This is a genomic window from Lacipirellulaceae bacterium, from assembly GCA_040218535.1.
In the GTDB taxonomy this organism is placed as follows: domain Bacteria; phylum Planctomycetota; class Planctomycetia; order Pirellulales; family Lacipirellulaceae; genus Adhaeretor.
Genome location: JAVJRG010000012.1, coordinates 585,833 through 612,113 on the forward strand (window position 1 = coordinate 585,833; position 26,281 = coordinate 612,113).

Here is a 26,281-nt window from a genome sequence, read left to right on the forward strand (position 1 = left end):
GTCGCGGGCCTTCGCCTGAAAAGTTGATTAGAATGAACTAATCAACTATTTCACATCGACTGTTGAAGCAAGATTTGAGTCGACTTTCGACTTACTGTCACCGACCTCTACATCAGTGTTTTGGTCGGCTTCAACTGAAGCTTCAAGGTCGTCTTGTTCAGACTGCGAATTATCCGCGGGAAGATCACTTTCTGCATCTACATCTGCGTCAGCTTTAGACTGCTGATTCGCAAGAGCTTCCTCAGTCTGAGCTTTAGCAGGAGGTGCTTGTTGACCTTCCGCTACACTTTCGTCCGATGGCTGCTCAGCTTTATTAATCGCTGTCTCTTCAACTTCACTCCCTGAGCTCGACGATTGTGCTGTCGCGGCCTGATTATCAAAGTAAATCCTTTGACCATTCGCACAGATGAACTCGCGTCCATTGGCGTCATGCTGCAATGTGTACACAGGTGAGTTATTAGCAGCCTGCTGATACTTTACCGGCTGACCAACGGTCGCATAAGACTGATGCTGTACATTACCATCATACCACCACTGTCCTTCATTCGACTGGTAAGACTGCGATGGTTGCACGTAGGCATTGCCGCGATAGTTACTTGAATAACGACCATTAAATGGCTGCGTGATACGGTCAGTTGTACGGTCAAGCGTATTAACTGTTGCTTGTCCAGCACGTCGCGTCACATTGGCTGCACCTTGTACTGTGTTGCGAGTTACCTGTGCGGCACCCTGTGCGACGTTACGAGTTGCTTGGGCGGCACCTCGAGTAATACTGGCCGCGCCTTGAGCCACACCGCGGGCTGTATTTCGTACGGGCCCCTGTCCACTGACTTCACTAGCCACTGGAAGAATCAACATGGCACCAAGTGCACTCGCTCCGAACTTACTGAATCGCGTTTTACGAAATTTACCAAACATATTGTTACTCCCTTCAAAGTAGAAATTCATTCATGTCAGCTTCTTTCGCTGACTGTGATATTCAGACCCTCCGCTCGTTGGAAAATCATCAATCCTCCGAGCGGAGGTTCGCACCCTGCAAGCTTTCTAGCTCTGCTTGTAGGAGTCGCGGAGATCACGAACTTCGTCGTGGACTTTCTTCACTTCTGCATACTGGTGCTGAATAACATCGTTCACCGCAGAGCCGGGTGTGTCCTTCAGCACTTCTTCGTATGCCTCTTTGATATGATCTTCACCGGCTTCAGCTTCTTCCAAAACGGTTTGCTTGTCGTCAGAAGTCAGAGCCGCTTTCATGTTGAGATAGCAGCGGTGGAAAGCGGCCAACCAGCTACCTTCACGATCGATCTCCTCGCCATTGATCTCGATCAACTCCCCGAGTTCGGTCGAGTTTGCACGACGTTGTTGTGCCCACTTCTCGAACTTCGACTTAAGGGTTGGATCGTCAAGATGTTTGGCGGCTTCAGTGAATCCGTCTGCCGCGTCAATATTTGCTTGACGAATCTTCGCAAGATTATCAATAACCTCTGGCTTGAGGTCGTATTTCGTTTCCGATGCTAATAAACTCATAATAATTCCTCCTTGGAATTAGTCGTTAGGGTGGATGGTTAACAGATGCTTTCCGAAGAAAACAAGGCGAGGCGGTGTTGAGCTGCCTCGCGAGAAGTGCTAGACGCTTCGCAGCTTAGGAACGACCAAGCTGACCACGAACAACACTAGAAATATGAAGAAACAAATCTGCGCGATACTGGCCGAAGCACCGGCTACGCCCGTAAATCCCAGTACGCCAGCAATCAAAGCAATCAGGAAAAATGTAAGTGCCCAACTAAGCATGATGCACCAAACCTTTCTAAAAACAGGGTGACGAAGTTTTGAATAGCGAACACTTTCATGTGTCGTTCGCGTTGCGATACTTAGGTTGCAACCCTCATGCCAAAGCCGCGTCACCCTTGTTTTCCAGCGGTTTTTGCTGCTTTGGAGGATAATCAGCCAAGACTGGCTGACGGTTGATCAACCAGGTCGGTGGCGAAGTGACCAGATTCAAGTGACGCAGAGCTATCGCCCGCCAGAGAGCGTGTTTAAGATAAGGGACTACCGCTCACTATCTCGGTCAGGCCTTAGGTCGAGATCTTTCCCATGTCGATTATTCTGCTGGTCGGCAACGACCCCTCATTGCTGCCCTCGCTGCAGTGCGTCACGTATCACTCTCCTCTTGAAGTCAAGCACGTGGGGACCGCAGAGGAGGCCATTAGCTTTATAAAAGATCACCAGCCAGAGATCGTTCTCCTGGAGAATGATCTTCCCGACCGCTCGGGTTTAGACTTTTATGACGAACTCATCGAGATCGATGCTCAACTCCCGGTGATCATCTTCGCCTCGGAGGCTTCAAGTGAGATCGCCATTGAAGCGATGAAGAAGGGGGCATTCGATTTCTTGACGCTTCCTATCGACGAACCACGTCTTGAGCTTGTCATCGAAGATGCGGCGAAATCGCGACGCATGATGACACGCAAGGTCGCATTGGACCGCCTTCTAAAGCCCGACGAGAAAGCGGACGAGTTCGTTGGTTCTTGCGAAGCGATGCAAAACGTTTTCAAGGAAATAGGACGTGTTGCCGCGCAAAATGTTGCCGTATTAATCCGTGGTGAAAGTGGTACAGGGAAAGAGCTGGTCGCGCGGGCGATCTATCAGCATAGCGATCGTGCGAACAAACCATTCTTAGCCGTCAACTGCGCAGCGCTTTCTGAAAATCTGCTGGAAAGCGAGCTTTTTGGCCATGAAAAAGGCGCCTTCACTGGGGCGAATGAGCAGCGTATCGGCAAGTTCGAACAATGCAACGGAGGAACGATCTTCCTCGATGAGGTCGGCGACATGTCTCCCTCGCTGCAAGGCAAAGTATTGCGACTGCTCCAACAGCAAGAGTTTGAACGCGTTGGTGGTCGCGAAACCATCAAGACCGACGTGCGTATTCTCTCTGCCACAAATCGTCCCCTAGAAGAGATGTGTCGCGAAGGTGACTATCGCGACGACCTTTACTATCGGCTGAATGGTTTCGCGATCAATCTGCCTCCACTTCGCGAACGGGGCGACGATCTGCAAATATTAATTGAGCATTTTCTCGCTCGCATTGCCGAAGAGCTCGACAAAGAACTAACCGGCGTTGCACCAAAAGCGCGAGAACTATTGCTCGCCTACGATTGGCCTGGCAATGTTCGCGAGCTGGAGAGTTTGCTCCGCAAGGCGGTACTGTTAACACCAGGACCTGTGCTCTTAGAAACCTCGCTGCCTGAACCCATTCTTGGCGAGGATGCCGTCGCGCTTGAGGAAAGAGAAACGCGAACCTCATGGCCGGTCGAAGACGCAGCAATCAACGCCGAGACAAGTATCAGTAATTCCACCACCGCTGAGGGGCTACTGACCTTCTTTCAGAAACGCCTCGCCGCAGGGACTTCCGACCTCTACAGCGAGGTTATCGATCGGGTTGACCGTGAGCTCCTCACTTTCTTACTTAGACAAACCGACGGCAACCAGTCCGAGGCGGCCCGCATCCTTGGCATTACCCGCGGTAGCCTGCGAAACAAGATTCGCTCGCTGGGAATCGTGATTGACCAAGTTGTCAAGGTCGAGGAAGAGCCGGCAGTGGACCCCGTTCCTGCCGAGTAGGAACGGGATGCTAGCCGCGGGGCGTGTTCGAGGTAAGATGGAAGTAATCAGAAGTGCGGATCAGCAATGTCATTAGCACTTCGTCCCTCGCACATCGTACCTTGACCTTCCCACCATGCCCTCCGAAGAAGAGCTCTACGAAGAGCATATCCTCGACCACTACGAAGACCCTTTCCACCGCGGCAACCTGGCCGACGCGACCCATGCGCATGAGGACAAGAATCCGCTGTGCGGCGACGTCGTGCGGATCGAGTTGAAGCTCGACGAAGCGGGAAAAATCACCGATGCCTATTTCGAAGGCCAAGGCTGCGTGATTAGCCAAGCCTCGGCCTCGATGTTGCTGGAAGAAATGCAAGGCAAGACGGTCGACGACCTGAAAGACTTTAGCGCCGAAAACATGCTCGACCTCTACGGCCCGCGGCTCACCCCGAACCGACAGAAGTGTTGCTTGCTCTCTTGGAAGGTGCTGCAATCGGCGGTGCATGCTCCTACGAATGACCAATGATCAAATCCAAATGACTAATACGCTGCAATGAATCCCTTTGGTCATTTAGGCTTGGTTATTGGTCATTTATCCCCTTCTGTGGTTCAAAAAAATGAATGCCGTTGAAGTCAGCAATTCCCAGTTACTTTCCGAGTCGTTTCGCGACGACTTTCCGATCCTTCGAGAAACCGTTCAGAATGGTCACCCGCTCGCGTTTCTCGACAATGCGGCAAGCACGCAACGACCTTCGCAGGTGATTGATGCGATCTCTCGCGTCTATGAGCGCGACTACGCGAATGTCCATCGTGGAATTCATACGCTGAGCGAACGCAGCACCGAACTCTACGAGGAAGCACGGGAGAGTGTCCGGGCGTTCATCAACGCGAAGAGTTCCCGCGAGTGCATTTTTACGCAAGGGACGACCGCTTCGATCAACCTCGTCGCCCGAAGTTGGGGAGATGCAAATCTCAAGGAAGGCGATGAGATTCTGCTCACGGTAATGGAGCATCACTCGAACCTCGTCCCGTGGCATCAGCTTGCCGAGCGGACCGGAGCGGTACTGAAGCACATTCCGCTCACCGAGGATGGCCGACTCGACATGGCGGCATTCGAGACGCTGCTGTCTGAGCGAACTAAGATGGTTTCGGTCGTGAGTGTTTCCAACACGCTTGGCACGGTGAACCCCGTTGAAGAGATCGTTGCCAAATCGCATGCAGCGGGCGCACTTGTGCTGATTGATGCCGCACAAAGTGTTCCGCACATGCCGACGGATGTGCAGCAGCTCGATTGCGATTTTCTCGCTTTCAGCGGCCACAAGATGTGCGGCCCCTCGGGCGTGGGCGTCCTCTATGGTAAAGAAGAGTTGCTCGACGCGATGCCTCCATTCTTGGGCGGAGGGAGCATGATCAACGAGGTGAAACTCGATAGCTTCACGCCGGCGGAATTGCCTTCGAAGTTCGAAGCTGGCACACCACCGATTGTACCAGTGATCGCCATGCGGGCCGCGGTGGATTATCTCTCAGAAGTTGGGCTCGAGAAGATTCACGCACACGAACAGGTCCTCGTCAGCGAAGCTTACACGCGCCTTAGCGAAGTCGAAGGGCTAACGATCCTCGGTCCTGCGCCCGCGCATCGTGCTGGCTTAGTATGTTTTTCGTTCGAGAAGATTCACGCTCACGAGTTCGCCCAAATCCTGAACGACAATTTCGGCGTGGCGGTGCGTGCTGGACATCATTGCACGCAACCGCTACACGCACTACTAGGAATTACTTCCAGTACGCGTGCCAGTTTCTATCTGTACAACACCCTCAATGAAGTCGACCGTTTGGTTGAAGGTGTGAAGGCGGTACAGGAGAAGTTCAAGCCGCAGGGGCGGAAGCGCAAGCCGCGACGTACGTAGTTTTTGACGCAAAGGCGCGAAGGACGCAAAGAAACGCAGAGAGGATGCTGTTTATGGCAAAGAGGGTCTACTATCACCGCAGCGACCTCAGTGTAGATGTGGTTGCAGAGACTGTGAAAGGTGTACGGTACCGATACCTCTTGGATGTGAAACTTAGATCGCAGCCCAAGGGGTCTGGCGAAACGGCATGCATAGTCATGCAGAATCCGAGCGAAGCCAATCAGGAGAAAGCGGACAAAAGTGTCAAGTTTTTGGAAAACTATTTTTTCGAGAAGCGTTTTCCTAGATTTTCAGCTGTGTCCCGGCTGTTGATTGTTAACCAGTTTGCAAGAGTCAAGACCAACAATTTTCAGGGTAAGCCTTCCGACATCGGAGCGGAAAACGACAAGTATATTCAGAAGGCAATTAGCAAATCTGACTTGGCTATTATCGCCTGGGGTTCATCTAATACTTACTGCGATCGACAAGTTGCGATTAAAGCATTCCTCAAGAAAAGAGCTGGTTTGCGTTGCTACCAAACAACAAAGCACCCACGGTGTGGAGAACATTCCAGTAGTTATATCCTCAGGGTTCTTCTCTGACTTACAGGTATGCGATTGGCAGCTCTCTGCGCACTTCGCGTCTTTGCGTCGAAGCCTAATCGTTTTGCTTTTCCAGTAAGTTCTCCGCTATAATCACGCACGAACAAACTCGAGCCTCTTCAAGGAAACTCTCGATGCCCTTCCAATTCCCCGGCCAATCGCGCAAACGTAGCGGCGGCTTTCCGTTTCCCTTCCCGCAGCAACGCCAACCTCAACAACGTCGCAGGCAGCGTCCAATGTTTGGCGGTGGCAGCCGAGGGCAGCGTTCTGCCGGTGGTGGCATGGGCAGCGCTATCAAGATGCGGCTGTTGATCGCGGCGGGAATAGCCGTGTTTGCTTTGATTAGCTACTACGGCAAGCCGGGTGATGTGAACGAAGTCACAGGCGAGAGCGAACGCGTGGCGATGGCCGACGAGGCGGAAGAGATTCAACTTGGCCTGCAAGCCGCCCCGAAGATGATTCAACAACATGGCGGGCCGTCGAATAGCTTGGCGGACCGACGACGTGTCCACAACATCGGGCAACGCCTGCTTGCCGCGCTCGATGAAGAGCTGGCAGGGTCTGATCGTCACAACCCTTACCGTGATAGTTTTCACTTCACGCTGCTCGCCGACCCACAAACGGTGAACGCCTTCGCGCTGCCCGGCGGGCCGGTGTTCATTACGCACGCTCTTTACGATCGCCTGACCGATGGCGAACTGGCTGGTGTCTTAGGTCATGAAATCGGCCACGTCCTCTTGCGACATGGCAACAAACGGATGGCCAAGCAAGGGCTCTACCAGGGCCTTGCTGGAGCGATGGGCGTTCTTGGCGGCGACGCCGGGGGGCAACGGATGGCGCAGATGATTTCTAGCGCTTTGAGCATGAAGTATGGTCGCGATCATGAGCTCGAAAGCGACAAGTGGGCCGTCAAACTCACGGCGATGGCCGGCTACGACCCACGGGCGATGATCGGCGTGATGAAAATTCTCGACGAAGCAACAGGGGGACAGGGGCCGCCCGAGTTTCTTAGCACGCATCCGAAGCCTGAGAACCGCGTGGCTTACATTGAAGAAGTGATCGCCAAGCAGTTCCCGAACGGCGTGCCTGACGGGTTGCGGCAATAGCGGATTTCTTGTCAACGAATCACACGAATTTCACGAATTTTCGTAGCCATCTCGCTCCGCGAGATGAATTGCGGCCCCGCCGCCAACCGCCCAGGCAAGAGACCTGTCTAACAATCGCCGCTATCCTCTCGCGGAGCGAGAGGGCTACTTTGAGATTCGTTGACAAAAAACGTCCCGTGCAGAGTCGCGGAGTTTCACTCTCCGAAAATGATTTTGCGTTCTTGCTCAAGAAGTTCACGGATTTTGTAAGCATTGAGGCGTTCGCCTTCTTCCGTGGCAAGTACTGTGTAGAGAGTCTGCGTTGCTTTTTCCCTATTGTTAGTAATTTGCTGGAGGGCATAAGCTGTGGCCACGTGCGACTGCTGACTTTGCTCGGAATCAAGAAGCAGCAAGAGATAGTCGCTAGCCCCACGCGCTTTCCCTTGAAGTGCCGCCAAGTTGCGTATCGCTGAGATCTTCTGCTTCTCGTCGTCTGGTTGCTTTAACTCGTGAATCATCTGCTCATAAACCTCTTTGGCAGCGACCGCATCTTTCAAATCTCGCAACCCGGTACGAGCCACGAGTCGGACACGTTGGTTCTCGTCCCTTGTGAGCTCAACCCACTTCGGTCCACTCCCTTGTACGGAAGCAAGTAACCAGAGGAGTTGCTCGTTGGGATTCTCCTGAAACTCTCGTAACGTTTGCTCAACCAGCTTCGCGGTCGGCTCGTGTTTCATCGTTGGGTAACGTTGGAGATAATGATTGGCTGCTTCATAGTTGTGTGGGTACTCTGGATTCGAAGCAATTCGCAAAAGCTCTTCATCGAGGGCTTTTCGGTTTTCTTTTTTCAAGCGTTCCGACGCGGCAGCCACGACGACCCAACTCCAGTTTCTGGGCTCTTCTTGAAAACGCTGCTTCAGCAGTGGTAGCCAAACGCTGTCTGGCATCCGCAATAACGAACTTCTCGCTTCATAAAGTAGCTTGCCTTCGGAATTCGCCACGTGATTGAAATCGTATTCGGCCATCACCTCCATGATCGCCTCAGCCGCTTCCGTCTGCTTCCCTGATCGCCCAAACGCCGCCAGTGCTTTGATCGCTTCGAGGCGCCGCTCGGTGCTTAGTTCGTACTTGAAGAGGTCACGCCAATGCTCGAAAGATTTGCCAGCGTAGAGATACTTGCGTGGCGATTGTCGCGGTTCGCTCTTGCCAAGCTTGGCTTTTAGCAACTCGATTTCCTTCTCTTTGGCTTCGATTTGCACGCGAAGTTTTCGTTCCTCTTTTGCTGGCTCACCCTTGAGGTCACCTCGCTTGATGGCAGCTTGTAACGTCCGCCAAGTTTCCAGGATCACGGCGAGTTCTGTCTCGGCTTGGCGTAATGTCTTCGTGGGGGAAGACACTTGTTGTGGCTTTGAATATCCGAGCTGAATGAGCACTTCTTCCCGCTGTGCTTTTATTGCTTTGTTACGTTCCTCGGCTTCTACGCGTTGCTGTAGTTGCTTTGCGGTTTGTTTGCGTGTGGCTTCTAGCGCCTTTAGCTCCACTTCTTTGGTCGCCAGCATCGACTTGAGGTTGGCAATGGTGGCTTGGAGCTCGTTGACATCGACACTTGATTTTGCATTACGAAGCTGTTCTTGGCGTTTCTTCAAGTCGATTTGCAACTTGGCGAGGTCAGCTTTCACTTTCTTGCTCTCATTCTCCCTACGAAGGTCGTCCAATGAGGATCGAGAGGCTGAGTCCCCAAGCTGCTGTGCTCCTTTCTCTTGCTGCGTCCCCTTCGCTTTCCGACGCTGCTGGATCGTGCGCCACGCTTCGAGGTCTGGCTCGATTCGCCCCGTGATCAGCACGTCAACCGCTTCTAATTCCGGCTCGCGGGACGCTCCAAACTCGCCACCGCCGTACTCGCCGCCGAATTCTCCCCCGTAGCCGCCGCCATACTCGCCTCCGTAGCCACCGCCACCGAACTCGCCGCCACCGCGACGCTTGCGGGCCCGCTCCTGTTGGCGTTTTTGCTCCGCTTCTGTCGGACGCATTTCTTGGCGGATGACGTAGAACTTCAGCGGGGAAAGCTCATCGAGGTCGTCGCGCTGGAAGATGGTTTCGATGTCTGCCAGCGAAGTCGTCGGCCAGACATGGAGGCCAACAAGCAGGTCGCCTGATTGCAAAGGACGCATGCCTCTCCCCATGCTCCCGGGGAATTGTCCATCAGTGATTTTCAACCCGCCGGCAAACTTCTTTGCCTTCACCCGCTTGAGTTCTTCGTCACTGAGCTTCTCAACTTCGATATTCAGCAGCTTGTAAACAAGGTCCGCGGCGCGTTGTTCCTCGAGGGTTGGGAATAGGGACTTTTCGTCCACGGAAGTCTGAGAAGCGTTTAAGAACTCTACCCAGGGTACTCTTGCCGAGTCATCAATCGAGATCTGAATCTTTGCGTTCGGAATCTTATGGTGATCAATGAGCTGATTGATTTCCTGCGTCGGCGTGTTTCGAGGAGCAACGATTCGAATCGTAATTTCGTCATTGCTAGAGCCAATGCTTTTGACGATTTCCTCTACAGAGTTCGTTTCCGAACCTGCGGTCTCACCCAGGGTGCTGCTCTCTTCTACGACCGCTTCACCTTCATGACTCAGCTCCGAGGCTTCCTCCGTGGTTGAATCCTTCACTTCGACAACTTCTTCTTGCTTCGTTTCCTGGGCAATGCTTTCCGGTGCCGGTTGCCAGATCAAGAGGCTCAGCACCACCAGCACGGCGAAACCGGCAAGCGTTGCGGTGGAACGTTTGACGAGCATCGGTTCGTCCTCCAAATTCAGGATTCTGCGAATGCGGCCAGCCAGCGGGTGACGGGCCATCGCGCTGGCGGCGAGGTTTCGTGGTAACTGGTTGCGCGCGGCAGCGAAGTTCACAAGAAGCTCCGCATACGCTTGCGGTTTCGCCGTCCGTCCGACGACCGCGGCGTCGACGCACTCTTCGCGATCGATTCGTACCTGACGGCTAATCCACCAAACGCACGGATGAAAGAATAGCAGCGACTCAATGAGCCTTTGAGCGAGATTCACCAAGTTGTCCCAGCGGCGCACGTGCGACAGTTCATGCAGCAGGACCATTTCTAGTTCTTCAGGAGTCCAGCCCGTGAGCGCTGACGAAGGCAAGAGAATCATGGGGCGAACGATGCCGATGAGGATCGGTTGTGCGATGCGATCACTCACCGCGACGGCGACATTTCGCGAAATCGGAAGCGTCGCGGCCAAGCGATCAGCGATCTCTTTGATCTGATCACTGGCAGACTGTGTAGTCCGGCGGAGCTTTTCGGAGCCTACAATTCCGGTTGTGAGCAAAGCGAATGTCAACGGTGCGCCGACCAACCAAACCCAGGGCAAGTGAGAAGCGAGCGATGAGAGGCGCGGGGCGAGAAGTGTGGTTGTAGCGCGCGAGGCGCTGGGCGCTGGTTGTTGGTCGGTTGGGAAAGCCGGCTGGCTGTGCGTTATTGTGGGGAGGTTGCCTAGTTCGGTGTCGATACGGTCGAGGTGGGTTTCCTCAAGTGGCATTTCGGCCAAGTCGATCACGAGAGGTTCGTCGGGCTGTTCATCCTCGATTGTTAGAGGAAGCACAGCGGCTGGCGGTAATGGAGCTGATGGTTGTGGTTCGACGTTTGTAACTTCGCTCTTCGGCGGTAAATGATTCGACAAGTGCCAGGCAATTCCTACCGGAGCAACGGCGAAGACGACAAGCGTGACAAGGGCCGTCATGTAACGCAAACCTTGCCGCTGTCGGCCTGCGAAGTAATGCATCAGCATCCCCAGCAATGCGATCGCTGTGCCGATCCAGAGAAAATGCAACATGGTCCAGCCAGCGATATGCCATCCGTGCGTATTGAGTAACGCGTTCATACGACAGAGCCTTAGGGGAAGAGGACTTTTGGTTTGGCTTTCACTTCTTTGTCTTTTGATCAATCAATTCGCGTAGCTCTTGGAGCTGTTTCTTCGAGAGTTGCCCGCCCTCGACCAAGTGTGCTGCCAAGCGGTCGGTCGAGCCATCGAACACGCCTTCGACCAGTTTGCGGACCATTCCGCGGGCCGTCTTCTTCTGGGTCGTGGCAGCCGACCAGGTGGCCCCGCGACCTTGGCCGGTTCGTTTGACGAGCCCCTTATCGAGCATCACGCGGAGCATGGTCGCCACGGTTGTGGTGGCGACTTCGCGCTCGCGACGGAGTTGTTCGCAAAGATCACTTAACGAAGTCGCACCGTCGGACCAGAGCACGCGAAGGATTTCCAGCTCGCCGTCGGTTGGTTGATTGGCAGGAGGTCGAGGCATGGGGAGTTCGTCGGTCGAGAGTAGAAAGGAGAGAGTCGAGGCATGGATCAACGACCTGCTCGATCCGCTAATTCTATCGAATTAGAACTACTAGTCAAGCCGATAATGTAGCCCTCTCGCTCCGCGAGAGGAATTGCGGTCTCTAGGAACGGCCTTCTCCTGCCGCTCCGGTATCGAGCGTGTGTTGGAGCGCTGCTTTTCCTACCGCGGAGCGGTAGGGCTACGGGGGTTACTCGAACAGCAGCACTGAATAATCAGCCGCTTGCGGCTTAGCCGGTACCACTTGCTCCGGCAGCAACCGCTCGCAACGAACTGCCCAGGCATCACTCGCCGTGGGCGGGGAGTCAACAAGTGAGCTCCACGCGACGGCCACTTCGACTTGCCAATGCGTTTCGGAGGAATGGGCGGCGACGAACCATTCAGGGTTCCACGTCGCGTCACCCCAGCATGCGTCGGAGGTCCAGCCGCGATGGTCGATCGTCATTTCATAGGCGGTAGCGTAATCGCGATCAACATCCAAGAGAAAACGGACCCGATCAAAATTCGAAAGATCCGTATCGCGAGATCGCGGACGCTCGTCCGGCACGAAAGCAATGCTTGCTTTGCGTTCCACCTTCGCGGTAAAGTAAAGATATTCCGAATCGTAAGCGAAACGTAATGCCACTGCTTGCGGCTTAGCTGTCGGGCTTTCGTTTACCTTGCCGTTCCAAATCGGATCATCGAGAACACCGTCAAGATGAGGCCGCTGAGCGGAGTAGACGCAAGCGATGGTTGGGATTGGTGCTTCCGATTCGCGGTCGCCTGTCACCCACTCTTCGAAGTCGACCCGCTTGCGATAGGAATCGCCCGGCGGTCGTCGTTTCAACGGGGTGTGCAATCCGATCGCTGCTTTCTCTTTCCCCAAGAGTCGCTGAATCGTGCCGCGGTGCCAATCGAGGTCGGGCGTTTGCAGGGCCTTGTTCGCTTTGAGTTGCTGAGTCGAAAACATACCGGCATAGGTAAGCATCTGCCGATTGGCGGGCCCTTGCTCTGCAGAAGTCTTCATGGCTGACGTTAGCCGATGCGCATGGGCAACTTCGCCGCTGGAGTACGTTTGAATGAGGTCGAGAAACGCGGCCTTGGCCTCGGGCGACGAAGGGAACTTCTGCAGGAGAGTCCGTCGACATTCACCCGCCAAGTCGATCTCACCCGCGGTGTGCCATTCTCTAGCGAGCCGCTCGAACAACTTCGCTGAGTTCTTATCTGGCAGATCTCGACAGAGCTGAAGGAGCAGCGCCACCGAAGCGGCATTCGCTCCGCGCGTGCGGACCATATGGTAGGCGCGTTCGCTTTTGGCGTGGACTACTTCTTCCGGCAGGGCAGACTGTTGGTAAGTCGCCTGCTCGATACGTTCGCCCGCGTGAGACACGAGTGGGATGAGCAAGCCGAGAAATAATACGAGTCGAAACGTCATGGTTCGCAAATTCTATCGCTGCAACCTCTGGCAACCTAGAGGAATCGAAATGCCCTAGCCCGCGAGCTACGCCTCGCGCGGAAATCTCAAAGTCTCCGTGCGAGGCGTAGCTCGCGGGCTAGAGGACATGCGATTGGTGATGCGATTGTAGGGCTTGTGCTAGCAGTAGGGCCGAGTTCTTCCCGCTGCGTGAGCTATGTTTCTATAGCCCTTCGTTTCCTGATTCGACGTCCCCTGATTCGATACTCTCTCCGGCGGTGCGTAGCACCGCGGCTGTATCCAACGACATGTCTGCTGCCACTGCTACGAAACAAACGAATCCCCAGCTTGCAGCGCTTGTCCAGCGAAGTTCTGCGCTTTACACGCTTCCGGCAGTCGCCTCGGAAGTCTTGCGACTGACTGAAAGCCCTAAGGTGGATGCCCAGGCGCTCAAGGAGTGCATCGAGCGCGATCCGGCTCTCACAGCCAAAGTGCTGCGGGTAGTCAACAGCTCGATGTTTGGTCTGTCGAGGGGCGTGAGCGATCTCAACCAAGCGGTTGCACTTTTGGGCGTGAAGCCGCTGAAACTGCTCGTACTGGGCTTCTCACTGCCAGAGAACTTATTCGCCAATGTTGCTGCGGAGGAGCTGCAATGGTATTGGCGGACGACTTTAGCACGTGCGGTAGCTGCTCGGGAAATCAGCGAACAAGTCTTTCAGAAGAACGGTAACGATGCTTTTCTTGCCGGACTGATGCAAGGAATTGGCATCCTCGCTTTGCTGGGTGAACTCAAAATAACTTATGCGGAGTTCATTCGACGCGTGATCGCCGAGCAAGGCGACCTGAGTGATATTGAAAGAGTAGCTCTAGGTTTCGATCATCGTGACCTGACAGCCGCACTCTTGAGCCAGTGGCGGCTTCCTCAGGAATTAGCCGAGGCAATTCGCCAACCGCGAATCGTTGCCGTACTTGCCCGCGGCACCGACGATGCTCATCGCTTGCGGCAATCGGTTCACTTGGGCGACTTGCTCGCTCAGTTGGTTTCCCAACGTCGAATCAAAGTCTTACCGGAGTTGCTCGAAGCGGCAGATGCTTACGCTGGTTTGAATCGCGACCAACTCAACGGATTCGTCGCTACGCTGCAGGAGCATGTTGAACAACTCGCCGATGTGCTGTCTGTGGGATTGGCGGACCAAGAGAACTATTTGGAGATCGTGGCTGAAGCTCATGAACGACTCGGCAGGGTTGCTGAAGAGTCCTCGAAGGAACATGGCCCATTCAACGCTTGCGACGAACTAGGTAAGGCGGAGCTCGCCAGCAAAACCGCGTTGCTGCAGTCCGCGGTAGCCACGGCGACCGAGAGCGTTGCTAACGAAAATGACTCCGAACAATCTGAGGAGCAAGCGTCCGCCGAGCGTAGAAAGCAAACTGCGAATCCCCCATGTGCTGATCATCCGGAGGTGACCGGGCGACGGTTTGAGGACAGACTCACGCTTGCCGTCGGACAATGTCGCGCAGCACGCCAACCCTTAAGTGTTATTCACATCGCGGTAGAGGCCTCACCGAGTCTGACGGCCAAGACAAAGAGCGTTCTCGACCAAGTCTTTGATGCGGTCTGTGAGCAGATCGATCACGAGGGTCGTGATTTTGGAGCGGTACAGCCGGCAACCCGTGCGGTTGTCCTGCCAGATTGCGATCGTCGTGAAGCCATCCAGCTCGCTCACGAAGCGAACAATCGACTTCGCACCGTACTCCAACGCTTGGCCTCTTCCGGAAAACTTCCGCCTTGTACCGTGAGCGCTGGCGTCGCAACGGTTGCTCTCGTGCCAAAGAACTTTCCCCCAACGGCGTTGCTAGAAACGGCTCAACGCTGCCAAGCTGCCGCCCAAACGGCGGGGACGGTCAAGAGTTTGGAGATTTGCTGATTAGGGCTATTGGCTCTTGGCTGATAGCTCATGGCCAAGCAACTCATCACAGAGTCTCACTGCTGCTTCGAGCTGGTTCGATTCGAGTTCTTCTGCCAAGCGCGTCAGCCCGGTTGATTGTCGCTGGGTGAAAGGAATAGGCTCGTTCGCTTCTGGCGCGAACGGAATCAGGCGCTCGATGATTTCTTCGATGAGCTCCGGAATTCCTTCGCCGGTCAGTGCGGAGACTAGTAGCTCGGGCCTCCAGGCCTGAGTCGATTCGCCGAGCTTGTCACACTTATTGAGTACCACTAAAGGTGAACCAGCAAGAGGTTGCCCCACAAGCTGATTGACTTCGCTAGCAACAGTCTGCTCGAATTCACTGTCTCCTACCGACATCGCACTGTCCACTTCTTCAACCCACAGCACCAAGTCAGCAGCGGCAATCGTTTCGCGAGCCAGCGCGATCCCTGCCGCCTCGAGCGGCTCGCCGGTTTCTCTCAATCCGGCCACGTCGAACAGGGCGACAGGCCAACCTTCCAACGCAGTAACTGAAGAAACCACGTCGCGGGTTGTGCCGGGCTGGTCATAAACGATTGCCCGTTGGTATCCCACCAATGCATTGATAAGGCTACTCTTGCCGACGTTAGGTCGCCCGGCAATCACAACACGCCAGGGCTTGGTGAGGTGCAAGCCGAACGGGATGCGTGCGATGAGGTGGTTGACGCGTTCGAGGGCTTCAGATCCCTCGCCGGAATCGATCAATTGTTGGATTCGTTGGATCTCGTTTCTTAAGGCTCCCCCGTGCTGCTGAAGCAGCACGGCCGAAGTTTTTAGGGTGGTTGCTTCGACGAGGGCGATTTTGGCTTCGGCGGTGATTTTGTCGGGGGTTTGTCTTTCGAGCCATTGCTGCCAGGGAATAGTTTCGCAATCCGCTTCTGCGAAGTGACCGATGATGCGTTCGACTGCTGCGGGGCCGCCGTGGCAATGGACTTCGATCTCTGCCTGTGAGGTTCGACAGACGATCGCTTCTTCGCGGTGATTGTTGGCGTCTCGCCAGTGGCCAAAGACGATTCGGTTAATTTCCTGTTCGCGGATTCGTCGACCATTGGCCGCCGCGAAGCGGGCGTCAATCGCTACCATTGCCTGCTCGCCACAAGCAATCACCACGGCTACGGCGCCGCGCCCTGGCGGCGTCAGGACGCTTGCCAAGTTCTCTAGGCTCTCGCTCAAGATTCGCTCGCTTTGTTGATCGCCGCCCAAATCCCAGAGAGCGTTAGCGCCGGCTCTAGTCGAAGATCGAAGCCGTCGAGTTCGAGGTATTCTCTCAAGTGGCGAGAGTCGCCACCGGTGAGATAGACCTTGCTCGCATGGCCGCAACCTTCGTCTTGCAACCATTCGCCGGCCTTCAAAACAAGCTCTTTGATGGCACCAACCGCCCCCCAAAAGAGCCCGGCAGAAATCGCGGCGCTGGTATTCCTACCAACCGAGGGCGGTGCCGAACCGTCAATCTCCAGCGACACTTCAGGAAGCGATGCGGTCCCGGCATGGAGGGACTGGCTCGCTAGTCGAATGCCCGGAAGAATCGCCCCGCCGCGGAAGTTTCCCTCGGCATCGACCGCATCCACTTTGATGGCAGTGCCCACATCAACGACGATCGCCGATTCGTGCGCTGGCCGCAGGCGATTAACCGCGACGGCATTCAAGAGTCGATCGATGCCGACCTTCTCCGGAAATTCAACGTCAATCGCCAAGGGAAGATCGTCGAACGTCAAAGCCTGTAAAGGTCCAACGCCTGCACGTTTCAAGCCAAGCTGCAGATCCCCAAGCGTTGGCGGATGGACCGAACCAACCGCACATGCAAGTTCCTCGCACTCACTCTGATCGATGCCAAATTTCTCGAAGGTCGTGCGAACTTCGCTCAGCCAAACTTTGACCGGGCGGTCGCGATGAGGCACCGCGATGAACTCCTCAGGCTGTGCCAGGGGCGGCGCGGCTATCGGTAACAGTGTCTGGGGCTTGTCCGTGCAGCCCGTAGCGTTGCGAAACAAACCGAGCTTGATGCGCGAGCTGCCGACATCGATGGCCAAAAGAGTGTTCAGTGTTCAGTTCTCAGTGTTCAGTTCGACAGGTCGTTAGCTCTTCCGCCAAAATTCAATCCGGTGACTCAGCGAGAACGGCGTAGGTTCGATTCATCAGCTCATTGAGCCCTTCGCCTGTCACGGCTGAGAATTTCAGCACTTCCTTGCTGATTGCTTGAGCCAGCTTGGCCTGAACTTCCTCTGCCTCGGGGAGTTCACACTTGCTGACAGCAACGATCTCTGGGCGGCTGGCCAGATCGACATCGTAGCTTTCGACCTCTTTGCGAATCGCCTGATAGTTCTCTATAGGGTCGGTACCATCCACAGGAGCCGGTTCCACTAGGTGAACCAACACACGTGTTCGCTCAACGTGACGGAGGAACTCATGGCCCAGCCCTGCCCCCTCGGCGGCACCTTCGATCAGGCCGGGAATGTCCGCCATGACCAAGGTGCGATCCATGTCGATCTGCACGATACCGAGGTTGGGAATCTTGGTCGTAAACGGGTAGTCGGCGATCTCTGGCCGGGCCCTGGAAACGCGGCTGAGCAGCGTGCTTTTACCGGCGTTGGGCTTGCCTAGCAATCCGACGTCGGCAATCACCTTCAGCTCGAAGGTTAGCCGACGCGATTCTCCCTCGCCGCCACGCGTGAACTCGCGTGGTGCTTGATTGGTGGACGACTTGAACCGGGTATTCCCCTTGCCCCCTTTGCCACCGCGTGCAGCAACAACTTGCTCTTCGTCGGCGGCCAAATCCTTGAGAACGAAGTCGCCTTTCTCATCAATGACAACCGTGCCGGGAGGCACGCGGATGATCAGGTCGTCAGCATTCGCACCGTGACGATTCGAGCCCTGCCCAGGTGTGCCGCTCTTGGCACGCCAATGCTTGCGATGGATGAGCTCAGAAAGACTGTCGACCCCGGCTTGCGCAACAACGATCACACTCCCACCGTTGCCTCCATCACCTCCGTCAGGGCCGCCACGAGGGACGAACTTCTCACGACGAAAGCTCAGGCAGCCATCACCCCCACGGCCCGCTTCGACATCGACAGTGACTCGGTCTATGAACATTCGAGAGGCGAGGGGTTAGGGGCGAGGGGCGAGAACTTGAAGACGCTTCGGAAGCGAAGTACTCGCCTCTCGTCTCTGGCCTCTCATCCCTCAAAGAAAAAGGGATGCCACCGCACGCGGCGCATCCCTTGGATTACGTATGGTTGAGCTGGAACGGCTAAGCCGCAAGCGGCTACGATTTAACGACCACGCCTGCGACTTGGTCTGCGGCAAGGACGCTAATGCGGCGGCCCTTGCGGTCGAACTTTACGTGGCCTTCAACCAGGGCGAACAGGGTGTAGTCGTTACCTTGCCCGACACCCTTACCAGGATGCACCTTGTTACCGAGCTGGCGAATGAGAATGTTGCCGGGCATGACATGCTCGCCACCAAACTTCTTTACGCCACGGCGTTGTGCGTTGGAATCGCGACCGTTACGGCTCGAGCCTTGTCCCTTTTTATGTGCCATCTGAATTCACCTCGCAGTTAAAACTGCTGTCTTGTCTCTTAGTTTGGAAACTTACTGCCCGTGAGGGAAAATTCTTTCGAGCCCCAAATTTTAGCAGGGTTGGCGGGGGTGGGCAAGTGCTGGAAAACAAGCGTTTCGGGCTACCAGATTAGCTGCACAAGACTACTTATCGCTTAGTACTATAATAGTAATGACAGTATTAGCTAGACCATGTCATTTACCGACACCTTCTCGACGGAAACGATGCGATGCACCCAGCACTAGGCCAACTCACCCAGCTACCTGTCGCTGAGCGTCTTGAGATCGTTCACGAACTGTGGGATAGCATTGCAGAATCGAAAGAGCAACTTTCAGCAGAACAATGGCACCGTGAAATCGCTACCGCCAGACTTGCGGAGCTGGAAGGACGGGAAGAGGAAGAGGGACTTACTCGTGAGCAAGTTTGGGAACAGGTAGATCAACGACGTGGCTCATAGGCTGATCTTTCATCGCGAGATCCCCGCTGATCTCTCAAATGCACTCGACTACTACGAGCCCATTTCGCTTGAGCTCGCCAACAACTTTCGCCGTTCGGTCGATCGAACTCTAAATCATTTATCGAGTAGCCCAGAGATCTATCCACTGGATGTCGTCCCGATCCGCTTCGCAAAAGTCCAGCGATTTCCTTACCTCATCTTCTTTGCTGCCAGAAAGGATATTGTCCTTGTGTTGGCAGTACTACATGGATCAACCGATCCTTCGAAGTGGCGTTCGCGGTTGGAGGGCCAATGATCCACCGCCCGCTGGAAGACTGGGAATACCCCGACCCCGACGAAGAGGACGATCTCGACGAGGACGCCACCGCCACGCGGCCTTGCCCGACTTGTGGCACTGAGGTCTATGAAGACTCGCAACGCTGTGCGGTGTGTGGCGAGTACGTGACGTTTCCCAACCCTGCCCTGGAAGGTTGGCCTTGGTGGGCTGCAGCGCTGGGGCTGGTGGGGATCGTCGCCGTGATTCTGGCGATGGCTGGGGGATGAGCCGTGAGCCGCGAAGCGTTGGCTCGCAGGTAGACGCGTGTAGGAGTGCAACCTGACGGCTCTTGGACGGCAGAAAGTTACCGATAAATCCAGCGGTAGTTGACGCCTTCGTTGGCACCGTCGTAAAGATTGGCTTTGCCGGGGGGCGTGCCGAAGCGGATTTCGCCTTCGTCTTCCTCGTACTCATCGCCGGGTCGCCAGAAGTTCAACTGCAGCAGCTTGTGCGTAAACTCGCGACCGGTGGCGGGCGCGTCGCCCGCTTTGAAGGCGCCCTCGGGATCGTCCCAACGGTATGCGTTCGAGAGTCCCCGAACGTAGACGCTGAAGTAATCGGTGGTCGGGTCAACATCTTCCCACATGGCAACTCCCCACAAACCGCGGGCGTCGCGGCCCTCCTCGATGGGAAGCTTCTGCTGTGCCATCTGGGCGCTAGTGAGCAGTCGACCGGTCGAAAACTCGCGGCGTCGGATTGGCTCCAACGCAGCGGGAATCACGCGATCAAGGTACGCCTTGCGAATACGCTGGCCGGTCGCCTGATCACGATCTTGCGTGCTGAGGATAAAGCTCGGCAGGAAACGAACGTCTTCGGTGCCTTGGCTTTCTGTGACGAACTCGCCATCCTCTTGCACTTTGGGGATCAGACCGGCACCCGTGTTGCGGACGCGGTAAACCATGTACCAAATCAGTTTTCGTTCGACGCCGCCTTCGCGGGTCGGCACATCCACGGCAAGCATCCGTAGTGGCTTGAAGGTAAGCTCCAGGCACCAAACGTCGTGGACGAAGGGCACGTCGGCAGCCATTTCGTAGAGCGTCCGGCTCACAGCCGTCGAAGCCGGATCCCACTGCAACGATTCGTCTGCTCGAAGGGACAACAGATCATGGATGGAAACGGCGTCCGCGCGTTCGACCTTCGGCGGAATGGTCGTCAGGATGCCTGGTGCAAACTTGGGGACGCTGCCAAAGGAATCGTCCTGAGCGAACGAGTGATCGCCGAACGCAGCAACGAGTGCGACGATCGCCCAGAACTTGAGCGAGAGAGACTGAATACGATGGCGGTCCATGAACTGCTTCCAATAGTGAGCGGACGAGGCAAATAGCCCTGCTCTAGCAGTATAAATGGGCCGTCGGAGAGGGGCAAACTTTTCCGCTCAGGGAAGTGGCCTCGGCGAGGGTCTCAGTCGCAGAGCAGTTTCAACCGTCACAATCGGAACGCAAAATCGCCTGCAACTCGGCTCGCTGGGGCATACAGGCGAAGCCGAGTCGCAAGCGGTGGGGGCGGTTCGGTCGGCGTTTCCTTGCTCAGCCGCTAGGTCGTCTTGTCGATGTCTACGTCCTGGGAATTGCTCTCGGGGCGCGGACGCCCACGACGGCCCTCGCGACGAGGACCTCGCTCGCCGTCTCGTGGCGGGCCGCGGAATTCACCCCGATCCTCTCCCCGAGGTGGTCCAGGGAAGTCCCCGCGATCTCCGAACCGGGGACCACGCGGAGGGCCACGGAACTCGTCACGCCCCCCTTGGGCTTGCCCACGCATCTGCTGCATCTGTTGCATCCGCTCGGCGAGGCGGCCGAACTCTTCGCGGCTGAGCATGCCATCGCCATCCTCATCGAAGTGGTCGAAGGCTCGCATCGGATCGGGCCCTCCGCGACGATTTCCGTCACCACGGCGACCTCCGGCAGGTCCCGCTTGCTCGCCACCGCGACGTCGTGGGCCATCAGCGCGATCGCGATCTTCTGGTGGAGGTCCGCGGCGTTCGCCAGGTCGTTGGGGACGAACTCCTCGTTCGATGCGGTCGCCCGGATTGAAGTTACCGCGACCTTTTCCTCCGCCACGCATTCTCTCCTGCATTCTTTCCCGCATCGCTTCGCGTGCCTTGGAACGCTCTTCGCCGGTCAGCTCGCCATCGCCATCCTCGTCGAATTCTTCGAGCATACGGGCTCGTATTTCTTTCCTGTCTGGACGATCCGCTTGATCGGGACGAGCCCGACGCTTCGGCTTTTCGTTGTCGACTTCCGAGGCCGCAGGTGAGTCGTCATTGTCTTCGCCTGCAACCACGTCATTTGCCGCTACACCGATTAAGAGGAGCCATGCGACGGCGGATAAGCTGAGGTAGGTAAGTTGTTTCATGGTTTTCTCACTTCATTTACTTCGAGGTAGAAAAGGCCTCAAAGAGAGGCCCGTGGGTTGCTGCCTGGTTAATCTAACTCCGGTTGGGAACTGGAGTTTCGCTTAAATTGCCCATTTTTTGATCGTTCTCTGGTCCGCTGGTCAGGCTATATTGCCAGTCATACAAAAGAACTCTCGGCGAGATTCATGAAACATTTCGACACTCCTCAATAGCTTTCATCATGCTTCATCCGGCCCTCGCCTTCTCGCTCGAGTTCACTCCCGCCGTCCAGGTTGCTAGCGTGTTAGCACTTGGAATTGTCGCCCAATGGGTCGCCTGGCGACTTCGCCTTCCGGCGATTGTGCTGCTACTGGTGTTCGGCGTTGCACTGGGACGGTTTCTGCCTGCCGAAGAGTTGGGTGCCAACCAGAAACTGTTTTTCGCCCTGGTTTCGCTGGCGGTCGGCGTGATTCTGTTTGAAGGCGGACTGAGCCTCAACTTCCGCGAGATCCATGACACGAAGGGGGTGGTTGCCCGGTTGGTTTCTGTGGGCCTGGTGATCACTTGGCTGGCCACAGCGGCGGCGGCGCATTACGTGGGCGATTTTTCGATCCCCACCTCGCTACTGCTGGGAGCACTGCTCACCGTCAGTGGACCAACGGTGGTGTTGCCGCTGTTGCGGCACGTGCAGCCGGTCCGACGGATCGGTTCGCTGGCGAAGTGGGAAGGGATTGTGAACGACCCGATCGGTGCGGTCCTGGCGGCGCTCGTCTTTGAGGTTGTCCTGGGGCAAGCCGAGCGAGGTGAGTTTTCGACAGGGGACATGTTCGTCAATCTCGGTTTGACGATCGTTTGGGGGCTCGGATTAGCAGCTCTCGGGGCCTGGTTCCTGCTGTCGGTTCTGCGGCAATACCTCGTCCCAGACTTTCTACAGAACCCGTTGATCCTGGCATTTGTGATGCTACTGTTTGCTGCTTCGAATCAACTGCAGCACGAGTCGGGCCTCGTTACCGTCACACTCATGGGCGTGATCCTGGCGAACCAGCGCAAAGTCGAACTGCGGCATGTTGTCGAGTTCAAAGAGAATCTGCGCGTGCTGCTGATCTCGATGTTGTTTATCGTGCTGGCATCGCGTTTGGAATTCTCCCGGGAAAAGATTGCCGAGCTTGGCTGGGGAAGTGTTGGGCTAGTCCTGTTGATCATCGTCGTGATCCGACCGATTGCCGTCTTCTGCTCGACGGTGGGAAGTAGCCTCAGTTGGAATGAGAGAGCCTTCCTCGCCTGGATTCATCCCCGCGGAATCGTTGCCGCCGCGGTGAGTTCGCTGCTCGCATTGCGCATCACCCTCAATCTAAAAGAAAACCATCCTGACGCCACGCTCCTGGCGGAAGCGGAACGGTTTGAGCTGGTCACGTTTCTGGTGATCATGGCCTCGGTGACCATTTACGGGCTGACGCTCGCGCCGCTAGCACGGTGGTTGGGCCTTTCGGGCGAGAACCCACAGGGGGTTCTCTTCGCTGGTGCTTCGCGCGCCGCGCGTGAGATTGCCCTGGCGATCCAGGAAGAAGGGTTCCCCGTGTTGCTCGTCGATACCAACCACAAGAACAATTCTTCCGCACGCATGAAGGGCTTGTCGGTCACACGGGCGAGTATCGGTAGCGAGTTCGTCCAAGAAGAGATCGACCTGGGTGGCATCGGTCGGCTGTTGGCGATGACACCCAATAATGAGGTCAACACCCTTGCCGTGCAGGGCTTCACGGAGCGTTTCGGGAGGGTCGAAGTCTACCAACTGGCCTCCCCTGAGGCGGGCAGCGAGAAGACCGAGTCAGTAACGGCATATCGCCGCGGGCGAATCCTTTTTGATAAGCCCACCACGTTTGGAGAATTGGAAGATCGCTTTGAAGCCGGGGCGAAGATTAAGAAAACGATGCTGAGTGAGGATTTTACTTACGCGGATTTCCTCGCCGAGCACGGGCAGAACGTGTTGCCGCTGTTCCGCGTTGAGGGCAAACGTTTGATCGTCGAAACCGACGAGAACGAAGCGAGCCCCAAGCCTGGACAGAAAGTGATCGCCCTGATCGATAAGAACGAATCCGTGCTGGATCGCGATATCAGAACGACAACTTTAAGCGACGATGCGAGTGATTCCACGCTGGGGGCGGGGCTTTAGTTCGCGTCCGAGATTACTTTGGCCACGGATGAACACGGATTTCACGGATATCGCTTGATGCTATCTGTGTCATCGGTGTTCATCCGCAGTCTTACTTGATTACTTATTCATCTGCCATTCGATCTGCTCAACAGTGGCAGCAGGGAGAAGTTCGCTGGTGTTCTTATAACGGGCAACAGGGACCAACTTGGCTTCCAGACTGCCATTGAGTTGAGGCCCCTCGAAGGGCCATGGTTTGGCCGTGAATTGCCACCTGGCTTGACGCGTGAAGGTGATTGCTTTGCCGTTGCCGCAAGTGAGTTCGAAGCTTGGCTCGTCGCGCATGATCGCTTCACACATCCAAAGGCTGAGCGCGTCGAACCCAGGGACCACCTCTTGATAGCGATCCAGTTCCGCCTTGCCGATCTCAGAAGCGGCGAGCATCTGTGTGTCTGCCATTTCTTCTAGCCATCGACGACACTCGGGGTCCGCCTGAGCATTCTCGTCCCGCAACAGCAACTGCTTGAAATGCTCTGCAACGAAATACGCGGCGGTAAAATCGCGAGTCAGTGTGCGGCTGATTGAGCGTTCCCAGATTGCAAGCGAGGTCGCTCGGTCGACTTCCGAAAACGTGAGCGGCCTGCCTTGCTCGTCGAGCTCGGGAGCTTCGTCCCACTCGCGCCAGCCGTCGTCATGGTGATGGACTGCTTTGAGGAGAGAGTCTCGTAGCGGCGAAACCGCAAGCGGTTGGTAGGCCTCGGCGAGTTCACCACTGAGGCGAGCGTGCTCGATTTGGGGAATGAGTTGCCAGTGAGGCCTGCCTTCGATCGTGATTTCGCGGCGGAGCATGAACTTGTTCCTCGCGCATGAAAAACCGGCGAGACGTAACTCGCCGGCTAGTGGTTTCGACTTTTCGCTTAGCCGTCTCCAACTCGGTGACGGCTAAGCGGCGAGCGGCGTCATGTCTTCTAAAAACCTAGACCGCGGCGTAGAAGCTGCTGAACTTGTCGATCGAAACTGGCTCGATCTTGTCCGCATTTCCAGCTTGGCCAAAGGCGGTCATGCGGGCGACGCAGACTTCCTTCATTGCGGCACGAGCGGGCTTCATCCAGTCGCGAGGGTCGAACTTCGTGGGGTCTTCGAACAACGCCTTACGAACCGCACCGGTCATCGCGAGACGGTTGTCCGTGTCGACATTCACCTTGCGGACGCCGTGCTTGATGCCCTTTTGGATTTCCTCGACGGGCACGCCGAACGTCGGTTTGATCTGGCCGCCGTACTGGTTGATGATGTCCTGCAAGTCCTGAGGCACGCTGCTGCTGCCATGCATGACGAGATGGCAGTTGGGCAGACGCTTGTGGATCTCTTCAATACGATCCATCGCCAACACGTCGCCAGTCGGCTTGGTGGTAAACTTATAAGCACCGTGGCTGGTGCCGATCGCAACGGCGAGTGCGTCAACGCCGGTCTCCGCAACAAAGCGTTCCGCTTCATCCGGGTCGGTCAGAAGCTGATCATGCGAAAGCTTACCGACAGCGCCGTGACCATCTTCGGCTTCACCCTCGCCACTTTCCAGTGAGCCAAGACAACCGAGTTCGCCTTCGACCGAAACCCCTTGTGAGTGGGCGGACTCGACAACCTTCTTAGTCACTTCGACGTTGTAATCGAAATCGGCAGGCGTCTTGCCATCTTCCTTGAGCGAGCCGTCCATCATCACGCTGGTGAACCCGTTGTCGATGGCGCTCTGACAAGTCTCCGGGCTATTGCCATGATCCTGGTGCATGGCGATCGGAATCTTCGGATAAAGCTCAGCCGCGGCCAGCATCAGGTGACGCAGGTAAGCATCTTGCGAATAGGAACGAGCACCACGCGACGCCTGAATGATGACCGGCGAATTGGTCTCCTCGGCGGCTTCCATGATCGCCTGGATTTGCTCCATGTTGTTCACGTTGAAAGCGGCCAAGCCGTAATCGTTCTCGGCGGCATGGTCGAGCAGGATACGCATGGGGACTAGGGGCATGGTTGGGTCCTCTTTTTTAGCTGTTAGTGATTAGTCGTTAGCTATTAGCTTTTTTTATCGGAGAGCGACCGCCGTAGCTGAGCGTCGCTCGATATGTTTTCGCCTACGGTCACAGTTTACCAAATCTTAGGGGCTGTGGTGAGGGGGCGGGAATGGCTGCTAGAGAGGCTTCTTAGGAGTCATGACTACTCTCGTGGCCGACGATCAACTCGAATTTATCCCTAGAACGCAGGCTCCGAATCAGAAGAACGGTTGTGGCAGTCTCGTTCGGTTGAAGTAGAATTGTTAGGATACTTCAACGACGGAGTTCCCGAATGAACTACTTGGGAAGACGAATTTCCGCGGGCGATATCGAACACTTATCTGGAAATTAAAATGCCAATCCAAGCCAAGTGCCCCGGTTGCAAGAAGTCATTATCGATACCATCGAAATTCTTTGGGAAGTCGGTTGCTTGCCCCGCCTGCAAGACAGAATTAGCTATACCCGCTGCTCAAGAAGTTCAGAGTACAACGCATTCGAAGGTCTCCTCAGCAGCGCCGCCGAGGGTTTCACCCCGAGTGGATACGGAACCTCTACGT

The 26,281-nt window shown here is 55.8% G+C and carries 24 protein-coding genes; 10 read left to right on the forward strand and 14 right to left on the reverse strand.

What is annotated here, in order from left to right:
• Positions 1-45: 45 nt before the first annotated feature.
• The 3 genes from RIB44_16415 to RIB44_16425 form a co-directional block, all read right to left on the reverse strand.
• Positions 46-948, reverse strand: coding sequence for a hypothetical protein (locus tag RIB44_16415; protein MEQ8618161.1), 903 nt, complete (start codon positions 946-948; stop codon positions 46-48).
• A gap of 96 nt (positions 949-1,044) precedes the next feature.
• Entirely contained in the window at positions 1,045-1,524 is a 480-nt protein-coding gene (locus RIB44_16420) for a PA2169 family four-helix-bundle protein (protein MEQ8618162.1), read from the reverse strand.
• A gap of 99 nt (positions 1,525-1,623) precedes the next feature.
• Positions 1,624-1,788 carry a DUF1328 domain-containing protein gene (locus RIB44_16425; protein MEQ8618163.1) on the reverse strand — a complete coding sequence of 55 codons (165 nt, stop codon included), beginning with the start codon at positions 1,786-1,788 and terminating at the stop codon, positions 1,624-1,626.
• A 303-nt stretch (positions 1,789-2,091) separates the two neighbouring features.
• On the opposite strand from RIB44_16425, the gene RIB44_16430 reads away from it, so the two are divergent.
• The 5 genes from RIB44_16430 to RIB44_16450 all read left to right on the forward strand — a co-directional run bounded on the left by RIB44_16430 (position 2,092) and on the right by RIB44_16450 (position 7,188).
• Entirely contained in the window at positions 2,092-3,618 is a 1,527-nt protein-coding gene (locus tag RIB44_16430) for a sigma-54 dependent transcriptional regulator (GenBank protein MEQ8618164.1), read from the forward strand.
• A 115-nt stretch (positions 3,619-3,733) separates the two neighbouring features.
• Positions 3,734-4,123, forward strand: coding sequence for an SUF system NifU family Fe-S cluster assembly protein (locus tag RIB44_16435; protein ID MEQ8618165.1), 390 nt, complete (start codon positions 3,734-3,736; stop codon positions 4,121-4,123).
• Positions 4,124-4,214: 91 nt separating this feature from the next.
• On the forward strand, positions 4,215-5,501 hold the full coding sequence (locus RIB44_16440) for a cysteine desulfurase (GenBank protein MEQ8618166.1): 1,287 nt from the start codon (positions 4,215-4,217) through the stop codon (positions 5,499-5,501).
• 53 nt (positions 5,502-5,554) lie between these two features.
• Positions 5,555-6,082: a DUF1643 domain-containing protein gene (locus tag RIB44_16445; GenBank protein MEQ8618167.1), complete on the forward strand. Its 528-nt coding sequence runs from the start codon at positions 5,555-5,557 to the stop codon at positions 6,080-6,082.
• Positions 6,083-6,216: 134 nt separating this feature from the next.
• A complete protein-coding gene (locus RIB44_16450; protein ID MEQ8618168.1) occupies positions 6,217-7,188 on the forward strand; it encodes a M48 family metalloprotease in 972 nt (323 codons plus the stop codon).
• Positions 7,189-7,382: 194 nt separating this feature from the next.
• On the opposite strand, the gene RIB44_16455 is transcribed toward RIB44_16450, so the two are convergent.
• From RIB44_16455 to RIB44_16465, 3 genes are all read right to left on the reverse strand, one after another.
• Positions 7,383-11,051, reverse strand: a complete 3,669-nt coding sequence (locus tag RIB44_16455) for a M56 family metallopeptidase (GenBank protein ID MEQ8618169.1) — start codon at positions 11,049-11,051, stop codon at positions 7,383-7,385.
• A gap of 40 nt (positions 11,052-11,091) precedes the next feature.
• A complete protein-coding gene (locus RIB44_16460; GenBank protein ID MEQ8618170.1) occupies positions 11,092-11,475 on the reverse strand; it encodes a BlaI/MecI/CopY family transcriptional regulator in 384 nt (127 codons plus the stop codon).
• Positions 11,476-11,704: 229 nt separating this feature from the next.
• Positions 11,705-12,928, reverse strand: coding sequence for a hypothetical protein (locus tag RIB44_16465; GenBank protein ID MEQ8618171.1), 1,224 nt, complete (start codon positions 12,926-12,928; stop codon positions 11,705-11,707).
• Positions 12,929-13,215: 287 nt separating this feature from the next.
• Between RIB44_16465 and RIB44_16470 the strand changes: the two genes are divergently transcribed.
• Positions 13,216-14,832 (forward strand): HDOD domain-containing protein, encoded by a 1,617-nt coding sequence (locus RIB44_16470; protein MEQ8618172.1) that lies wholly within the window; start codon positions 13,216-13,218, stop codon positions 14,830-14,832.
• A gap of 6 nt (positions 14,833-14,838) precedes the next feature.
• On the opposite strand, the gene RIB44_16475 is transcribed toward RIB44_16470, so the two are convergent.
• The 4 genes from RIB44_16475 to rpmA form a co-directional block, all read right to left on the reverse strand.
• Positions 14,839-16,044 (reverse strand): GTPase, encoded by a 1,206-nt coding sequence (locus tag RIB44_16475; protein ID MEQ8618173.1) that lies wholly within the window; start codon positions 16,042-16,044, stop codon positions 14,839-14,841.
• On the reverse strand, positions 16,041-16,901 hold the full coding sequence (locus tag RIB44_16480) for a type III pantothenate kinase (GenBank protein MEQ8618174.1): 861 nt from the start codon (positions 16,899-16,901) through the stop codon (positions 16,041-16,043). Before RIB44_16480 ends, RIB44_16475 begins: the two co-directional genes overlap by 4 nt.
• Before the next feature lie 64 nt (positions 16,902-16,965).
• Entirely contained in the window at positions 16,966-17,961 is a 996-nt protein-coding gene (gene obgE / locus RIB44_16485) for a GTPase ObgE (GenBank protein MEQ8618175.1), read from the reverse strand.
• A gap of 172 nt (positions 17,962-18,133) precedes the next feature.
• Positions 18,134-18,409: a 50S ribosomal protein L27 gene (gene rpmA / locus RIB44_16490; protein MEQ8618176.1), complete on the reverse strand. Its 276-nt coding sequence runs from the start codon at positions 18,407-18,409 to the stop codon at positions 18,134-18,136.
• Between the two features lie 248 nt (positions 18,410-18,657).
• On the opposite strand from rpmA, the gene RIB44_16495 reads away from it, so the two are divergent.
• The 3 genes from RIB44_16495 to RIB44_16505 are packed head-to-tail and all read left to right on the forward strand — an operon-like array spanning position 18,658 to position 19,428.
• Positions 18,658-18,885, forward strand: a complete 228-nt coding sequence (locus tag RIB44_16495) for an addiction module protein (GenBank protein MEQ8618177.1) — start codon at positions 18,658-18,660, stop codon at positions 18,883-18,885.
• Positions 18,875-19,180: a type II toxin-antitoxin system RelE/ParE family toxin gene (locus RIB44_16500; protein ID MEQ8618178.1), complete on the forward strand. Its 306-nt coding sequence runs from the start codon at positions 18,875-18,877 to the stop codon at positions 19,178-19,180. The genes RIB44_16495 and RIB44_16500 overlap by 11 nt, the downstream gene beginning before the upstream one ends.
• A complete protein-coding gene (locus tag RIB44_16505; GenBank protein MEQ8618179.1) occupies positions 19,177-19,428 on the forward strand; it encodes a hypothetical protein in 252 nt (83 codons plus the stop codon). The genes RIB44_16500 and RIB44_16505 overlap by 4 nt, the downstream gene beginning before the upstream one ends.
• A gap of 77 nt (positions 19,429-19,505) precedes the next feature.
• Here RIB44_16505 and RIB44_16510 read toward each other — a convergent pair whose 3' ends face one another.
• Positions 19,506-20,489 carry a hypothetical protein gene (locus tag RIB44_16510; GenBank protein ID MEQ8618180.1) on the reverse strand — a complete coding sequence of 328 codons (984 nt, stop codon included), beginning with the start codon at positions 20,487-20,489 and terminating at the stop codon, positions 19,506-19,508.
• 245 nt (positions 20,490-20,734) lie between these two features.
• Complete coding sequence (locus tag RIB44_16515) at positions 20,735-21,553, reverse strand: hypothetical protein (GenBank protein ID MEQ8618181.1); 819 nt, start codon at positions 21,551-21,553, stop codon at positions 20,735-20,737.
• Between the two features lie 221 nt (positions 21,554-21,774).
• Between RIB44_16515 and RIB44_16520 the strand changes: the two genes are divergently transcribed.
• The gene (locus tag RIB44_16520) at positions 21,775-23,703 is read left to right on the forward strand and encodes a sodium:proton antiporter (GenBank protein ID MEQ8618182.1); all 1,929 of its coding nucleotides are present in this window, start codon (positions 21,775-21,777) and stop codon (positions 23,701-23,703) included.
• Positions 23,704-23,802: 99 nt separating this feature from the next.
• Here RIB44_16520 and RIB44_16525 read toward each other — a convergent pair whose 3' ends face one another.
• Entirely contained in the window at positions 23,803-24,531 is a 729-nt protein-coding gene (locus tag RIB44_16525; GenBank protein MEQ8618183.1) for a DUF3891 family protein, read from the reverse strand.
• Positions 24,532-24,658: 127 nt separating this feature from the next.
• Complete coding sequence (gene fba / locus RIB44_16530; protein MEQ8618184.1) at positions 24,659-25,702, reverse strand: class II fructose-bisphosphate aldolase; 1,044 nt, start codon at positions 25,700-25,702, stop codon at positions 24,659-24,661.
• Positions 25,703-26,281 lie beyond the last annotated feature (579 nt).

Excerpts from the sequence above, each read along its gene's own strand:
- RIB44_16425 (MEQ8618163.1), bottom strand. The coding sequence starts at position 1,788 with ATGCTTAGTTGGGCACTTACATTTTTCCTGATTGCTTTGATTGCTGGC.
- RIB44_16520 (MEQ8618182.1), top strand. The coding sequence starts at position 21,775 with ATGCTTCATCCGGCCCTCGCCTTCTCGCTCGAGTTCACTCCCGCCGTC.
- RIB44_16495 (MEQ8618177.1), top strand. The coding sequence starts at position 18,658 with ATGCACCCAGCACTAGGCCAACTCACCCAGCTACCTGTCGCTGAGCGT.
- RIB44_16430 (MEQ8618164.1), top strand. The coding sequence starts at position 2,092 with ATGTCGATTATTCTGCTGGTCGGCAACGACCCCTCATTGCTGCCCTCG.
- RIB44_16420 (MEQ8618162.1), bottom strand. The coding sequence starts at position 1,524 with ATGAGTTTATTAGCATCGGAAACGAAATACGACCTCAAGCCAGAGGTT.
- RIB44_16525 (MEQ8618183.1), bottom strand. The coding sequence starts at position 24,531 with ATGCTCCGCCGCGAAATCACGATCGAAGGCAGGCCTCACTGGCAACTC.
- RIB44_16460 (MEQ8618170.1), bottom strand. The coding sequence starts at position 11,475 with ATGCCTCGACCTCCTGCCAATCAACCAACCGACGGCGAGCTGGAAATC.
- RIB44_16450 (MEQ8618168.1), top strand. The coding sequence starts at position 6,217 with ATGCCCTTCCAATTCCCCGGCCAATCGCGCAAACGTAGCGGCGGCTTT.
- RIB44_16505 (MEQ8618179.1), top strand. The coding sequence starts at position 19,177 with ATGATCCACCGCCCGCTGGAAGACTGGGAATACCCCGACCCCGACGAA.
- RIB44_16415 (MEQ8618161.1), bottom strand. The coding sequence starts at position 948 with ATGAATTTCTACTTTGAAGGGAGTAACAATATGTTTGGTAAATTTCGT.
- fba (MEQ8618184.1), bottom strand. The coding sequence starts at position 25,702 with ATGCCCCTAGTCCCCATGCGTATCCTGCTCGACCATGCCGCCGAGAAC.
- RIB44_16510 (MEQ8618180.1), bottom strand. The coding sequence starts at position 20,489 with ATGGACCGCCATCGTATTCAGTCTCTCTCGCTCAAGTTCTGGGCGATC.
- RIB44_16440 (MEQ8618166.1), top strand. The coding sequence starts at position 4,215 with ATGAATGCCGTTGAAGTCAGCAATTCCCAGTTACTTTCCGAGTCGTTT.
- RIB44_16445 (MEQ8618167.1), top strand. The coding sequence starts at position 5,555 with ATGGCAAAGAGGGTCTACTATCACCGCAGCGACCTCAGTGTAGATGTG.
- rpmA (MEQ8618176.1), bottom strand. The coding sequence starts at position 18,409 with ATGGCACATAAAAAGGGACAAGGCTCGAGCCGTAACGGTCGCGATTCC.
- RIB44_16455 (MEQ8618169.1), bottom strand. The coding sequence starts at position 11,051 with ATGAACGCGTTACTCAATACGCACGGATGGCATATCGCTGGCTGGACC.
- RIB44_16470 (MEQ8618172.1), top strand. The coding sequence starts at position 13,216 with ATGTCTGCTGCCACTGCTACGAAACAAACGAATCCCCAGCTTGCAGCG.
- RIB44_16515 (MEQ8618181.1), bottom strand. The coding sequence starts at position 21,553 with ATGAAACAACTTACCTACCTCAGCTTATCCGCCGTCGCATGGCTCCTC.
- obgE (MEQ8618175.1), bottom strand. The coding sequence starts at position 17,961 with ATGTTCATAGACCGAGTCACTGTCGATGTCGAAGCGGGCCGTGGGGGT.
- RIB44_16465 (MEQ8618171.1), bottom strand. The coding sequence starts at position 12,928 with ATGACGTTTCGACTCGTATTATTTCTCGGCTTGCTCATCCCACTCGTG.
- RIB44_16435 (MEQ8618165.1), top strand. The coding sequence starts at position 3,734 with ATGCCCTCCGAAGAAGAGCTCTACGAAGAGCATATCCTCGACCACTAC.